This is a genomic window from Prevotella sp. oral taxon 313, from assembly GCF_003043935.1.
Taxonomy (GTDB): domain Bacteria; phylum Bacteroidota; class Bacteroidia; order Bacteroidales; family Bacteroidaceae; genus Prevotella; species Prevotella jejuni.
The window spans coordinates 3,038,853-3,053,757 of the sequence record NZ_PYXE01000001.1; the positions used below are offsets into that span (position 1 = coordinate 3,038,853).

At 41.8% G+C, this 14,905-nt stretch carries 8 protein-coding genes and 1 tRNA gene; 7 read left to right on the forward strand and 2 right to left on the reverse strand.

Going from position 1 to position 14,905, the window contains the following annotated elements:
* Positions 1 to 65: 65 nt before the first annotated feature.
* Positions 66 to 1,613, reverse strand: coding sequence for a glycine--tRNA ligase (locus AXF23_RS11915; RefSeq protein ID WP_089366581.1), 1,548 nt, complete (start codon positions 1,611 to 1,613; stop codon positions 66 to 68).
* A gap of 340 nt (positions 1,614 to 1,953) precedes the next feature.
* On the opposite strand from AXF23_RS11915, the gene AXF23_RS11920 reads away from it, so the two are divergent.
* The 3 genes from AXF23_RS11920 to AXF23_RS11930 all read left to right on the forward strand — a co-directional run bounded on the left by AXF23_RS11920 (position 1,954) and on the right by AXF23_RS11930 (position 6,707).
* Entirely contained in the window at positions 1,954 to 4,680 is a 2,727-nt protein-coding gene (locus AXF23_RS11920) for a DNA gyrase/topoisomerase IV subunit A (RefSeq protein ID WP_107625442.1), read from the forward strand.
* 156 nt (positions 4,681 to 4,836) lie between these two features.
* Positions 4,837 to 5,673: a DUF3316 domain-containing protein gene (locus tag AXF23_RS11925; RefSeq protein WP_107625886.1), complete on the forward strand. Its 837-nt coding sequence runs from the start codon at positions 4,837 to 4,839 to the stop codon at positions 5,671 to 5,673.
* Positions 5,670 to 6,707 carry a S41 family peptidase gene (locus AXF23_RS11930; RefSeq protein WP_107625443.1) on the forward strand — a complete coding sequence of 346 codons (1,038 nt, stop codon included), beginning with the start codon at positions 5,670 to 5,672 and terminating at the stop codon, positions 6,705 to 6,707. Before AXF23_RS11925 ends, AXF23_RS11930 begins: the two co-directional genes overlap by 4 nt.
* 37 nt (positions 6,708 to 6,744) lie before the next feature.
* On the opposite strand, the gene AXF23_RS11935 is transcribed toward AXF23_RS11930, so the two are convergent.
* A complete protein-coding gene (locus AXF23_RS11935) occupies positions 6,745 to 7,242 on the reverse strand; it encodes a hypothetical protein (protein ID WP_233251296.1) in 498 nt (165 codons plus the stop codon).
* A 286-nt stretch (positions 7,243 to 7,528) separates the two neighbouring features.
* Between AXF23_RS11935 and AXF23_RS11940 the strand changes: the two genes are divergently transcribed.
* The 4 genes from AXF23_RS11940 to AXF23_RS11955 all read left to right on the forward strand — a co-directional run bounded on the left by AXF23_RS11940 (position 7,529) and on the right by AXF23_RS11955 (position 14,726).
* Positions 7,529 to 7,610, forward strand: a tRNA-Leu gene (locus AXF23_RS11940).
* 420 nt (positions 7,611 to 8,030) lie between these two features.
* Positions 8,031 to 8,912, forward strand: coding sequence for a hypothetical protein (locus AXF23_RS11945; RefSeq protein WP_107625445.1), 882 nt, complete (start codon positions 8,031 to 8,033; stop codon positions 8,910 to 8,912).
* Between the two features lie 1,063 nt (positions 8,913 to 9,975).
* Positions 9,976 to 12,852 carry a DEAD/DEAH box helicase family protein gene (locus tag AXF23_RS11950; protein WP_107625446.1) on the forward strand — a complete coding sequence of 959 codons (2,877 nt, stop codon included), beginning with the start codon at positions 9,976 to 9,978 and terminating at the stop codon, positions 12,850 to 12,852.
* An 11-nt stretch (positions 12,853 to 12,863) separates the two neighbouring features.
* Positions 12,864 to 14,726 carry a DNA-methyltransferase gene (locus tag AXF23_RS11955; RefSeq protein ID WP_107625447.1) on the forward strand — a complete coding sequence of 621 codons (1,863 nt, stop codon included), beginning with the start codon at positions 12,864 to 12,866 and terminating at the stop codon, positions 14,724 to 14,726.
* Positions 14,727 to 14,905: the final 179 nt, after the last annotated feature.

Consider the following 14,905-nt stretch of genomic DNA (forward strand, 5'->3'; position numbering starts at 1 on the left):
TTCTTCAGTCGTTTCTACGCTCTTTAGAGAACTAAAAGAACCTGCTCTGCTACCTTTCTCTTAAATTAGTCAATATCAATCTTCTTCAGTAATGAGGTGATAGATACGCGGTCTTCGATAATCTCGCGCAGCTTCTCAACTGGTACACGCTCCTGCTTCATAGAGTCACGATAACGTAGCGTAACGGTGTTATCCTTCAGTGTGTCACCATCAACAGTCACGCAGAAAGGAGTACCGATGGCATCCTGACGGCGATAACGCTTACCGATAGAGTCCTTAGCCTCCATGTGTGTGTTGAAGTGGAACTTAAGATTGTTAACAATCTCTTGTGCCTTTTCTGGTAGACCATCCTTGTTAACCAATGGAAGAACCGCACACTTAACAGGTGCTAATGGCTCTGGCAATTTCAGAACAACACGACTTGAACCATTCTCCAATGCCTCCTCCGTATAGCTGTGACACATAACAGAGAGGAACATACGGTCAACACCGATAGATGTTTCTACTACGAATGGAGTGTAATTCTCGTTGCGTTCTGGGTCAAAGTATTTCACCTGACGACCAGAATATTTCTCATGCTGAGAGAGGTCGTAGTTCGTACGAGAGTGGATACCCTCCACCTCCTTGAAACCAAACGGCATGTGGAACTCGATGTCAGTAGCAGCATTCGCATAGTGAGCCAATTTCTCGTGGTCGTGGAAGCGATAGTTATCGTCGCCCATACCAAGTGCCTCATGCCATGCCAAGCGATGTTTCTTCCAATAGTCGAACCATGTCATCTCTGTTCCAGGCTGGCAGAAGAACTGCATCTCCATCTGTTCGAACTCACGCATACGGAAAACAAACTGACGTGCAACAATCTCGTTACGGAAAGCCTTACCAATCTGACAGATACCGAAAGGCAACTTCATACGACCCGTCTTCTGTACGTTGAGGAAGTTCACAAAGATACCCTGCGCTGTCTCTGGGCGCAAATAAATCTTGTTAGTAGCATCAGCAGATGCGCCCACCTCGGTAGAGAACATAAGATTAAACTGTCGAACGTCCGTCCAATTGGTTGTACCACTGATTGGGTCAACGATTCCTTCGTCAAGAATAATCTGCTTCAAGGCCTCAAGGTCTGGTCCTTGCATTGCTTCTGTATAGCGTGCATGGAGGTCGTCGCGTTTCTTCTGGTTTTCAAGGACACGTGGGTTAGTCTCACGGAACTTAGCTTCATCAAAGGCATCGCCAAACTTCTTAGCAGCCTTAGCTACTTCTTTCGCAATCTTCTCCTCGTATTTACCAATCTGGTCCTCGATGAGGTTATCAGCACGATAACGCTTCTTAGAATCGCGGTTGTCAATCAATGGATCGTTGAAAGCATCAACGTGACCGCTTGCTTTCCATACTGTAGGATGCATGAAGATAGATGCATCGATACCAACAATATTGCTGTGTAGCAATACCATTGACTGCCACCAATATTGTTTGATATTGTTTTTTAGCTCAACACCATTCTGACCATAGTCATAAACAGCTGCTAAACCATCATAAATATCACTACTTGGGAAGACGAAACCATACTCCTTACAATGGCTTACAATCTTCTTGAAAACATCCTCTTGTGCCATAATTATCTATTTATACCTTAATTTTTGACGCAAAGTTACGCTTTTTTAGCCGAAAAAGAATAGGTTTACTGCGAAACTTTCGCCTAAATCGATTATTAATAAGGCAAGTTTTGGTTTGTTGGGAGTCAAGATGTGGCATCTGCTAAAGTCTCCATTTGTTATCTGCTGTTCTCTTTGTGACACTTGACGGAGGGTCATGACACAGGCGAAATGAGCGTAGGCTGCAAACAGAAAACCAATTCGAACACTTGAACAAGCTATAATTTGCCTGTTTACTTTTTTTTTCGTACATTTGCAGTCTTATGAAGCTTGCTTCTTAAAGAGATAAAACAAGAACTATATGGATGACGAAATAAAAGACATGGACGGCCTTACTCCTGGTGAAGATAGCCAGGAACAGAATTCTCATTCTGATTACAAGCCTGCTGATAGGTTTGATGCTTCTGCCGTGCATCATCTTTCTGGTATGTATAAAAACTGGTTCTTGGATTACGCCAGCTACGTAATCCTTGAACGTGCTGTACCTCATATCGAGGATGGATTGAAACCTGTTCAGCGTCGTATCCTCCATTCTATGAAGCGAATGGACGATGGACGATATAACAAGGTGGCTAATATCGTGGGACATACGATGCAGTTCCACCCTCATGGTGATGCTTCTATTGGTGATGCCTTGGTGCAAATGGGACAGAAGGACTTGCTCATTGACACACAAGGTAACTGGGGAAACATTCTTACTGGCGACCGTGCAGCAGCACCCCGATACATTGAGGCACGATTGTCTAAGTTTGCTTTAGAGACGGTTTTCAATCCTAAGACAACGGAGTGGCAGCTCTCTTACGACGGAAGAAACAAAGAGCCGATTACGCTCCCAGTGAAGTTCCCACTGCTTTTGGCGCAGGGTGCTGAGGGTATTGCCGTCGGCTTGTCATCCAAGATACTCCCACATAATCTTAACGACATCTGCGATGCTGCCATTCACTACCTGCGTGGCGAGGAGTTCCATCTCTATCCTGACTTCCCAACGGGGGGTAGCATTGATGTTTCGAAATATAATGATGGTCAGCGAGGAGGCGTATTGAAAGTACGTGCGAAGGTTGAGAAACTCGACAATAGGACGCTTGTCATCCGTGAGGTACCTTTTACTAAGACAGCTAACACGCTTCAAGAGTCTATTACCAAGGCTGTTGAGAAGGGCAAACTGAAGATTCGTAGGGTGGAGGATATGACAGCTTCGGAGGTGGAGATTCAACTTCATCTTACACCGGGTACGTCAAGTGATAAGACAATCGATGCGCTCTATGCCTTCACCGACTGTGAGGTTAATATCTCACCGAACTGTTGTGTCATCCGAGATAACAAACCAGAGTTCTTGACAACATCGGATGTATTGCGCAATTCTGCCGAGCACACGAAGGCGTTACTGCAACTTGAACTGGAAATCCGTAAGCATGAACTGGAAGAGCAGTTGTTCTATAACTCCCTTGAACGTATCTTTATCGAGGATCGTATCTATAAGGAACGTAAGTTCGAGACGGCTAAAAATATTGACGAAGTTGTTGATTTCGTCGACTCAAAACTTGAGCCTTATAAGAAGAACTTTATCCGTGAGGTGACACGTGACGACATCATCCGTCTTTTAGAAATCAAGATGCAACGCATTCTGAAGTTCAATAAGGACAAGGCAGACGAGTTGATACAGAAAATTAAGGCCGAGATAGCTGAGATTAATAAAGATCTCAGTGAGATGGTACGTGTCACTATCGAGTGGTTTACACACCTGAAGGAGAAATATGGTAAGGATCATCCACGTCGTACAGAGATAAAGAGCTTCGACACAATTGTTGCGGCTAAGGTAGTCGACGCCAACGAGAAGTTATATATCGACCAACAAGAGGGCTTCATCGGTACGGGTCTTAAGAAGGCGGAGTTCGTTCAGAACTGTTCCGACCTTGATGATGTGATTATCTTCTACCGTGATGGTAAGTATAAGGTTATCCGAATAGCTGACAAAGTCTTTGTTGGTAAGGGCGTACTCTACGTACAAGTGTTCAAAAAGAATGATAAACGCACCATCTATAACGTTGTTTATCGGGACGGAAAGACAGGACCTTATTATATTAAACGTTTCAACGTCACTTCCATCACACGTGATAAAGAATACGACGTAACCCTCGGTACGGCTGGTTCTAAGATTAACTATTTCACGGCTAACCCTAATGGTGAGGCGGAAGTGATAAAGATTACACTCGACCCAAACCCTGATAAGAAGAAGCAGAACATCTTTATGGAGCGTGACTTTGCTAACATCCTTATCAAGGGACGTGCCGCAAAGGGTAATCTGCTGACCAAGGAGAGTATTCATCGTATCTCACTTAAGAGTCACGGACACTCTACATTAGGTGGTCGTAAGGTTTGGTTCGACCCAGATGTCAACCGTATCAACTACGAAGACCATGGTCGTTACCTCGGAGAGTTCTCTGATCAAGATAGTATCTTGGTAGTTCTTAAGAACGGAGAGTTCTATATCACAAACTTTGACTCGGCCAATCATTATGAAGACAACATTCTGCGCATAGAGAAATTTGATGCCGACAAGCCTTGGACGGCTGTCATCTTTGATGCCGACAATCAGGGTTATCCTTACTTGAAGCGTTTTCAGATGGAAGCTAACAAGCGTCATCAGAACTTTATCGGAGACAATCCTAACTCCAAGATGGTACTGTTAACGGACGTTGCCTTCCCTCGTATTTTGATTACATACGGTGGAGCTGATGCCTCACGTGGTACTGAGGAGGTCGATGCAGAACAATTCGTGGGGGTGAAGGGATTTAAGGCAAAGGGTAAACGTCTGACCACTTGGACGGTTGACAAGATTGAAGAACTGGAGCCAACACGCTTCCCTGAAAAGGAGAAGGAGGAGGATGAGAACTCTGAAGACGACCTGCAGGAGGAGAACCCAACAATGGGTAACGAGGAGGAAAATCTCGATCCAGATGCTGGTAAGTCTCAGCAGCAGGTCATTGATGAGATTACTGGTCAGCTGAACCTCTTCGACAATGAGTAAACTGTATGATAAAAAGACTATTGAAAAGGGGGTGTACACCTCGTACACTCCCCTTTCATCGTTTTACTTATAAATACCTAATCATATTATCACCTATCGGTTTTCAACAAACAACTATTTGACTTGCATTTACATCCTATTTTCTTTATCAAGCCTATGAACCTAAAGACATTTTTATTTGGTTGTGTCTCACTTTCAGCAATAACCCTTTTCGCAACACCAACAGCTGCGTTGGCACAGGACACCCTACGTAGTAACAAGGTGATCACCAATGCACAGATGTTGGGAATTGGTGCTGTAAACGTCCTCGACACCTACCTCACACCCGAAGAATACGCAGGGACAGAGCTTCGTTATGTCTCCCATTCTGAGCGTGAGAACGGTACTAAGCTGTCAAGAGAACTCATACACCAAGCACAAATCGTGTCTGTTCGTAATCGAAAGGAGAACAACAACGAATTAGGTGGCTTCTACAACTTTCAGTATAACTGGTTGTATGCCTTGGGAAAATGGAACGTTGGCGAAGGAGAACTGCTACTAAAAGCGGGCGGAGGAATTGATACACGACTCGGTTTCCTCTATAATATGCGCAATTCTAACAATCCTGCACAAGCTTACGCACAGGTGAATATTGCACCGACTGCCGTTGCTGCTTATCGTTCCCACCTTCTCAAGCTCCCTTTCCAACTACGATATGAGGTACAGGTGCCGCTCCTCGGACTGGCCTTCTCGCCTAATTACGGACAGAGTTATTACGAGATCTTTACACGTGACAACTACGACCATAATCTTATTGTCACAACACCTGCATCTGCTCCGTCGCTCCGCCAGCAGCTTACCTTTGATTTCACGCTCCGCCATACAACCTTCCGTGTAGGCTATCTCGGTGATTACCAGCAGGCGAAGGTCAATCGGCTACGCCAACATGTATGGAGTAATCTCCTCGTGATTGGTATTGTTCGTAAATTCTCAATCAATAAGTTTATCCCATGAGAAAGCTTTTTCCTTCCTTCCTATACGTACTGGTTTCATCACTTATAATCCTCAGTTCTGTGACAAGTTGCGTCACCAACGACCAGCTATCAGATAGTCCACAAGGCAATTTCGAGGCTTTATGGAGAATCATCGACGAGCACTATTGTTTCTTCTCACAGAAAGGAATAGACTGGCAGGAGGTGCACAGTCGTTATGCACGGCAGTTTGATAACTCTATGACAGCCAAACAACAGTTCGAGGTGATGACTAATATGCTCTCTGAACTGAAGGATGGACACGTCAATCTGTACACTTCTTTCGATGTAGGACGCTACTGGGCGTGGCATGAAGACTATCCCAAGAACTATTCTGATTCGTTAGAAAGGATCTACCTCAAGACTGATTATCTCATTGCAAGCGGCTTAGACTATACTGTCCTTGATGATAACATCGGTTATGTGCGCTGTGAGACATTCCAAGGGACTATTGGCGCTGGTAATCTGGATGATATCTTCATTCATTTGCAACCCTGCAACGGACTGATAATTGACATAAGAAATAATGGAGGAGGGAGTGTCTCAAATGCTGAAACATTAGCTGCACGCTTCACAAACGAGGAACTACTCGTTGGCTACATACAGCATAAAACAGGGAAGGGACATGATGATTTCTCTTCGTTACAACCGCAATACTTAAAACCAGGAAAAGGTGTTCGTTGGCATAAACCAGTCATTGTATTGACCAACCGTAGCGTCTTCTCTGCTGCTAACGAGTTTGTGAAGTATATGAAATGTTGCCCAAATGTCAAGATTGTTGGCGACCGTACTGGTGGCGGAGCTGGTCTGCCTTTTACCTCAGAGCTACCTAACGGGTGGGCTGTACGCTTCTCTGCTTGTCCGATGTACGACCGTGATAGACAGATGACAGAGTTCGGTATTGACCCTGACTACAAAGTTTCCCTCACTTCTGAAGACTTTGCACGAGGCAAGGATACGATTATAGAGTTTGCAAGAAAGGTGATAAAGACGCTTCCTAACGCCCAATCCCTCTAAAAGGAGGGACTGGGAGGTTCAGAAAGGTCTTTATGTTTTATATTTTACCTTGCTTAATCTCGTCAAACATCAGTTTGTTACCGACCTTGATAACCTTTACCTTATTGGTACATTTTATGCCCATATCCAAGAAAGTATACTGATACCAGTTGTTACCAAGGCTCACAACACGCAGAACCTTATGTGCATCGCTCGGTCCATCTTGGGCACCAGAGCGGAACAACCAGCCAGCATAAGCATCTGGAAGTGGGTCATATTCATAATCATACGCAGCCTTCAACACCTTAAGCAACTTCTTTGTACAGTGCCTCTTTAGGTATGCAGTATTGTCAAAGCCTTTTGTGTTATACATAGACGTAATGAGTGAGATAGCGGCACGCTCATCTTTACTCAAAGCATTCTTGGTAGGAACGGGCTTAACGGAGACTGTATTCTGCCTCATCATTACACCAGTTTCACCAGTACCATTGTAAACTACAGAAGCTGAAGCACACAAAACGCCCATACATAAAACAGTTAATAATGTCTTTTTCATTGTCGATCGTTAGTTAGTTAAAGAATTAATATTGTTAAGATCATTGTTGGCTATTCGTAAAATAAGCCCCTCCTTTCTTATGAGGTATCTTGATCACACATGGACGCAAGGAGAGATTTATTTAGCAACCCATCTGTTTTTGCAAAGATATATCTTTTATTTCATTCGTAAACAAATGTCATAAGATTATTTATAAACAAATGTCACATAGGTAGGAAAGGGATATAAAAGAAATTCCCAAATATTTGGTTATATCCAAAACATTGCGTATCTTTGCAGTCGTTATGCGCCTGTGGCGGAATTGGTAGACGCGCTAGACTTAGGATCTAGTAACTCACGTTGTGCAGGTTCGAGTCCTGTTAGGCGCACAAAAGTAAGGGCCAGATAATTGATTGTCAATTATCTGGCTCTTTTTTCATCTCCGTCTTTGGCCTTTCAAGATTGTTTCTTTACTGTAAGGTGGGATGTAAACATCTTCAAGAGAGTCTGCTACAGTGTTTTGAAGAATATGGAAAACAAGATTTATAATTGGTTTGAGAGAGAAAAACGAGTGTTTATTTATTTTTAACGGCTAATGAGCGATAGTAAACGAAAGTATTTTTATCTTTGCGACTGATAAAATTTAATTGAACAGATAGAAGCCTTGTCTAATGAAATGAATAGGAGTTTAGCATTGCTTAATCCTTTGTTAGCAAGATAGGTTGGCAAGGGTTGATTAGGTACAGGTGGCTTATAAATGAGCGATTAGATGACTTCAAAGGATAAAACAAATACTTAAAGAAAATGATATGAAACATTCACAATTTTTGGTAGCGGGTTTGTTAGCATTGACAACACTAAGTTTTACAGCATGTAGCAGTTCGGACGATGATGTAGATAAGCCTATCATTGAGCAACCATCGCACGTTGCTGATGCTGCGAGATACAAGGTGACAACGTTTGGGTCTGCTTGGAAGAGTATTGAACTATCTGAGGGAGGACGTTATTTCATTGTTAAGAATGCCAGTATCTTGGGTACAAAAGATGACGTAATCCTCTCTGGTAGCTACGAAAAGAAGGGAGATAGTTATGTGTTGAATGGCTTTGGTGAGCTGACAATCATTCCGATCAGTAAGTCTTCTTACAGTCTTCAGTTGACTAATAAGGGTAAGGTATCAAAGTTGACAGCAGAGAAAGTAGGGGTGCTACCGTCTGATAAGAACACTGACTATCTGTGTCGCACGTGGAAATTCTCTCAGTTACACCTCACAGTGAGCTATGATGGTAAGCAAGTTTATGATGGGACGGCTACGACAAATTCTTTTAATGACGTTAAAAACGGTCTGAAGGCTGCTATTGACGCATCTGAGTATAAGGATAAACTCAAGTTGGCTAAAGAGAGATTAGATGATTTCAAAGACTTTGACATACTGCAGACAGTGACGTTCACACACGCTGGTTCGTATTATGTAACCAATAGTCGCAGTAATGAAGATGTGATGAATTATTGGCAATGGACAAATGCTAACGAGTTAGTAATTGCTGTCTCTGAGAAAGAAGACGGCTTTACCGATAAAGAGCAATTACCTCTTAAATTCGAAAAAGGTAAGCTGCTAATTACAGACAGTGATAGTGATGGTCATGAGGTAGTAACACTTACTGTGACGCTCCTGCCTGTTAATGGACAATAAGAGGACCTTTTGAGCGATAGAGAGGACGGGGCTCACTTTTATGTGGGCTCTGCCTGTGTGCAAATTTCAGCGCTTCGCTGTGAGAAGAGAATGCAGGGAAGGTTCTACAAGAATACGGAGTGAGGAAGAAAAACCATTAAACGGACAGATAGAGAATGTTGAGATTTTTCGCTAACCACTCTTTTCTCCATTCGTGAAGAGGCTGAGGAAGCGACAAGAAGAGGCCTGACAGTATTTGAGAACATGCCCTTCTTGCGTGTTGAAGACGCCCTTCTTAAAGCAAGAAGGGCGTCTTCTTTTATGCTGTATGTAATGTGCTGATTTCTTGTAGGTTACAAACTCGATAATAGGGGAGAATATACTCTTGTTTTGAAAAGTCTTAGTTTGGTGGTATGTAAGGATTTTTTACAAGAGTGTGGTAGCTATGTTCTCCTGTTGAAGCTCTCTTCCTAAAGTGTTTCTTTATTCCTAAGGATGCGCTGAAGGACTTCTACATGACTGCTACCTCCATCTTCTGTCAACTTTGTCAGTGGTAGGACAGTCAGTTACGTCTGACAAGTCGAGCCCATGTCGGTCGTGTCCTTGCCAATATCCCGAACCTCTGCAACATGAACTCCATGCTGGGACAGAGTAACTGGTAGCTCTACGAAGAGCCTAATCTGTAATGGATAATCCTGTCTTTAACCGTATGGGGCAGTAGAACCTTTGCGTAAGAAGTTTGGAAGTTGCTGTCATATCTGTCATGTGAAGTCGCCTTGTAAGTATCTTATAATATGCGTTTTATGTCAAATGTTAAATATGACAGCAACTAAAAATAAAACTAAATTGCATATATTTGAGGGTTTTGAGCGAGATGTTTTATTAATAAAAGTGCCATCGTTCTTATTTATTATAGGTTTTTTTAGTTACCTTTGTAGAATACTATCTCGTAGGCTTAGTGACTAAGAACCTACTTATGGAAGCACATCAAAACGCATGAAATCCGTTCACTTCTTCAATGATTGTGAAGTATGGACAGTAATTACTCGTATGGTTACGAGCAAAATGATTAAAGATTAAGACAATGTTCTATAGAATTATACAAAGGAAAAGGGACGAATGGTTAGGTCGTATAGATTGCCCTGTCAGGTCTTTGCTTTCATACATTGAAAGCAAAGGGATGATGCGTGATGCGCAAATTGATGCTATAAAGACTTACTTGTTCTTGAAGATAGAATGTGCTAATAAACCTTTGTGGAGGCTTTTCACGGAGGGAGATTTCTTGTCTCTTGATCTTGATAACATGAGTCTTACTACGAAGGCAAGGCGTATTCTGGAGACTAATAAAGCAGCAGCTTCACTTTATGAATACGCTTGTCTGAGTGATGAGAAAGGGGATGCTTCAGCACCGGCATTAAAGAAATACATTGAAGATAACCCTGATACTATCGATTATGTAGCTGTCTTTAAGAAGCTCTTTTATGATGTAGCCTATCCTGATTATATCTTTAGTTTACCAATGGGAGCTGGTAAGACGTATTTGATGGCTGCGTTTATCTATCTTGACTTGTATTTCTCATTAAATGAGCCAGATAACCCCTCCTTTGCACATAACTTTATGATCTTGGCTCCATCAGGCTTGAAGTCTTCTATTATCCCAAGTATAAAGAATATACAAGACTTTGATCTGACGTGGATTCTTCCAAACCCTACGGCATCACAAATAAAGAATGAGATACAGTTTGAGGTACTTGATGCGCAGAAGACGGCACAAAAAAGCAATCTTGTTAAGAACCCAAATGCACAAAAGATAAATAGTCATCTGACCTCAAATGAGGTTCGTGGTCTGGTGGCTGTGACCAATGCTGAGAAAGTAATTCTTGACAAATTAGATAAAGATGAAAGCCCATCATTGCTTAGCGATAAGGAAAAGAAAGAGTTTGAGATATCTAATGAGCTTCGTTCTATTGTAGGAAAAATTCCCCATCTCTCTATTTTCATTGATGAGGTGCACCATGCTTCAGACGGTGACATAAAGCTTCGTCAGGTTGTTAATAAATGGACTGAAACAGAAACCTTTAATTCTGTTTTAGGCTTCTCAGGTACTCCTTATCTTTCTACTGCCGAGTCGGTGAAGGTGGGATTAGACTTGTCATTGAAAAACAAGAACCTTTCAAATGTTGTTTATTATTATCCGCTGATAGAAGGTGTGGGTAATTTCTTGAAGTCTCCAACAATAAAAGTGGCAGATGGTGGTTATGAAACTATTATTCGCAAAGGCGTGACAGAGTTTCTTGACACCTATGGTAATTTAGTTTATTCTAATGGTACATGTGCAAAACTGGCCATCTATTGTGGACGTATAGACAATTTGGAGGAGAATATCTATCCCATCGTTGCTGAGCTTATCAGTAAGTTCGACTTGAATCCCGTTGATGCTATTCTTAAATATCATGGTGGGAATAAGGAGTATTCCGTACCTGAGAGTGCTGCTGTTGAGTTTGCTTCATTAGACACTAATCTCTCAAAGGTAAAGATAGTGTTGTTAGCGCAAATAGGTAAAGAGGGTTGGGACTGTAAGAGCCTGACCAGTGTTATCTTACCACAAAAAGGTGCATGTCCACAGAATATGGTTTTACAGACTTCTTGTCGTTGCTTACGTCAGGTTGTAAAGAATAATAAGGAAACAGCTTTGATTTGGCTTAATGAGGATAACGCTAAGACACTGAATAGGGAATTAGACAAGCAACAAAACACGTCTATTGAAGAGCTTAACAAAGGAGGAAATGCCAAACGGTACACCTTGCAACGTTTCTCTCGAATGGAGAAATTGTGTGTGCCTCCAATTGACTTCTTCCAACTGAAGGTGTCTTATCTGACATTAGTGTTAGAGGATGAGTTGAATACTGCAAAAGAACTGCAAAGAGAGGATTTTTATTCCACCAGTGGCTTACAACTAATCCAACAACAGAATCTAAAAGGAGAGATAGAAGGTAAATCAACAGAACTGTTGCAGGATGATGAAAGTGACAAGGCTATTACATTTAATAGCTGGCTACATCTTATTTGTAAAGAGAGTTTTCGCACTTTGCATATCGCTCATTTGAAGACGTACACCACGGCGCTGCAAACTATCTTTGATACTATCACGGAGTTTCGTGAGGGTGTTCGCTACCTTAAAGGAGAGTTTAATCAAAAGCAGGTGCGTGCGAATGTGCGTAAAGCCTTTGTTCCTCATCGTTCTATTGAGGTGAAAGAAGAAGTGATACCAGAGACAGCTGAACTGCTTCAGATTAAGAACTTCAAATCAGCAATAGAAGTGAATGATACTTCTAAATATTTCCCAAACCAAGAGCAAGTATTAAAGATAATTGATGCTGATAAAGGGAAGAAACGTCTAAGGGCAGCAATACAAACAACTATTGATACGCTTAAAACATTAGGTAATCAAGAACAGACTATACAAGCATTATTGGATAGCCCCGATAGTTACGAGTCAACAGATAGCAACATCAATGACAAGACTTATCATTATCTACCTTATAGGTTCGACAGTAGCTTTGAGATTGGTTATTTTTCAGACTCTCTTCAAGCTATCATACGTGATAAGCAACTCGAGTTCTATTTCAATGGCGATGATAACCTGACCGATTTCAAAATACGTTGCTATAAGAAGTCTGGTAAGAACTGGGGGCTGCTCGGTAATTACACACCCGACTTCTTAGTGATTAGCAGAGATAATCAAGGGGCTATCAAACAAATACTTATCATCGAGACGAAAGGCGAAGGCTTTGCTGCTAAGTTTGCTGAACGTAGGCAGTTTATGGAAGAAGAGTTCGTGAAACTCAATAACGAGCACTTTGGTTATAATCGATTTAGTTTCTTGTATATCGAAGACACGATGACACCAGCTGAACAAGATGAGAGGACTATCAACGCTATCAATCAATTTTTCAAGTAAAAGATTTAATCATGGCAATCAAATATATTTCTTATGATCCTAATGTCCTCGAAGGACAAGCAATACTCGACAACTTTGTGCGCACGCAGCGCATTCTTCGTTACCGTGATAATGATAAGGTGTTTGAGCGTATTCAGCGTGGTATGCCACTCTATGAAGTAGAGAGCCAAGAGGTAGTGGGCAAGAATCCTAATCATAACCTCGTGCTTCGTGGTGAGTGCCTTTCTGCTTGCGCTTATCTTAAAGAGGAGGGTGTGAAAGTAGACCTTGTCTATATTGACCCACCTTTTGCAAGTGGTGCCGATTATGCCAAGAAGGTTTATATTCGTCGTAACCCAAAGGTGGCAGAAGCTATTAAGCAAGCCGAGACAGAGATTGATAGCGAAGAACTGCGTAACTTTGAAGAAAAGATGTATGGTGATGTGTGGGATAAGGAACGCTATCTGAATTGGATGTATGAGAACCTTATGGCAATAAAGTCCGTTATGAGCGATACTGCCTCTATCTATGTGCATTTGGATTGGCACATCGGACATTATGTGAAGATTCTTATGGATGAGATATTTGGAGAGGATAATTTCAGAAATGAGATAGTATGGTGTTATACTGGACCTACAAATCAAAAGAATAATTTCCCACGCAAGCATGATTTAATCTTCTTATATGATAAAAGTGAACAATATGTTTTCAATAGTGATAGTGTGCGCATTGGATTTAAGAAGAGCACAAAAACAGGTGGTAAGACTTCTTTAGCTGGTAAACAAAATGATTCAGTTTTAGAAGAATTAGATAAGAAAGGAAAGATTGTAGAAGATTGGTGGATTGATATTGCTGATTTAGGGAAAGTACATACTCAAGATGTAGGCTATGCCACCCAAAAGCCAGAAGCCCTATTAGAGCGCATCATCAAAGCCAGTAGCAATGAAGGTATGCTTGTAGCCGATTTCTTTGGTGGCAGTGGCGTAACGGCTACAGTGGCAAGTAAGTTAGGGCGCAAGTTTATCCATTGCGATATTGGCATTAACAGCATTGAGACTACACGCGACCGATTGCGTAAGGCAAGAGCAGAGTTTGAGGTGATGGAGATAAAAGATGGTGTTTCACTCTATCGCAATCCTGTGCAGACGAAGGATAAGCTAAAGGGGCTTATCCCAGGACTTCGCAATGAGGATATGCTCGATAAGTTATGGGCTGGGAGCATTCATGATACGAAGGTGGGTATGCAGCCAGTTTATCTCCCAAACTTAATGGATAGTAGTACTCGTTTGTTAGATACAGCACTGATGAATCGTATTCTGAAAGAAGCGATGCCTAACCTACCTGACGAAACAAAGAAAGTAGTTGTTTATTATATTGATATCACTGATATAAAGGAAATAAAACAATTTATTAAAGAGCAGAACAACACGTTGATAGATGTTGAGTTAAGAGACTTAAAGAATGTGCTCGACAATGTTGTTGTGGAAGATGATGCCGAGTTTGATGTGAAGGAAATTCAGCCAGAAGGTGAGGCTTTCAAAGTGTGGCAAGTAAGCATCAATCGTTTCTTTAGCGACCGTGTGAATAAGAAGATAGAAGAGTTCAATCTTAAGGGGCAGCAACAAACGCTGAAGAGTGGTAAAGCGTTTAAGCCTATCTCTTTGAGTGAAGAAGGACTGGAGACAATAGAGTTCCTAAGCCTTGATTGTAGTTCTGCCGATGCTTCTTCTCCTTGGCACAGCGACGCTGAAGTCCTTATCGATCGCCTCGGTTATGTACGTAAGAATGGTATTGATACTAAAAGCTTTTGGGATGGTACAATTACCTCCGACAACAAACCTCTCCGCCTCAAGATTAGAAACATCTGTGGGGATGAGACGATATATGAACTTTAAGTAAGCGGGTGTGTCTATTATGGCACACCCGCCTTCGTTAAGGCTATTTGTAGTTCAATAATTTTCTGTGGGTTGTAAACTCTATTATAGGAGAGGTTTTACCTTGCTCAGAGGAGGAGATGATATAAGATCTTTTCTGGGTCTTTCAGAATATGGAGTGATGGTTTTATATTTTTCAA

Excerpts from the sequence above, each read along its gene's own strand:
- AXF23_RS11915 (WP_089366581.1), bottom strand. The coding sequence starts at position 1,613 with ATGGCACAAGAGGATGTTTTCAAGAAGATTGTAAGCCATTGTAAGGAG.
- AXF23_RS11920 (WP_107625442.1), top strand. The coding sequence starts at position 1,954 with ATGGATGACGAAATAAAAGACATGGACGGCCTTACTCCTGGTGAAGAT.
- AXF23_RS11925 (WP_107625886.1), top strand. The coding sequence starts at position 4,837 with ATGAACCTAAAGACATTTTTATTTGGTTGTGTCTCACTTTCAGCAATA.
- AXF23_RS11930 (WP_107625443.1), top strand. The coding sequence starts at position 5,670 with ATGAGAAAGCTTTTTCCTTCCTTCCTATACGTACTGGTTTCATCACTT.
- AXF23_RS11935 (WP_233251296.1), bottom strand. The coding sequence starts at position 7,242 with ATGAAAAAGACATTATTAACTGTTTTATGTATGGGCGTTTTGTGTGCT.
- AXF23_RS11945 (WP_107625445.1), top strand. The coding sequence starts at position 8,031 with ATGAAACATTCACAATTTTTGGTAGCGGGTTTGTTAGCATTGACAACA.
- AXF23_RS11950 (WP_107625446.1), top strand. The coding sequence starts at position 9,976 with ATGTTCTATAGAATTATACAAAGGAAAAGGGACGAATGGTTAGGTCGT.
- AXF23_RS11955 (WP_107625447.1), top strand. The coding sequence starts at position 12,864 with ATGGCAATCAAATATATTTCTTATGATCCTAATGTCCTCGAAGGACAA.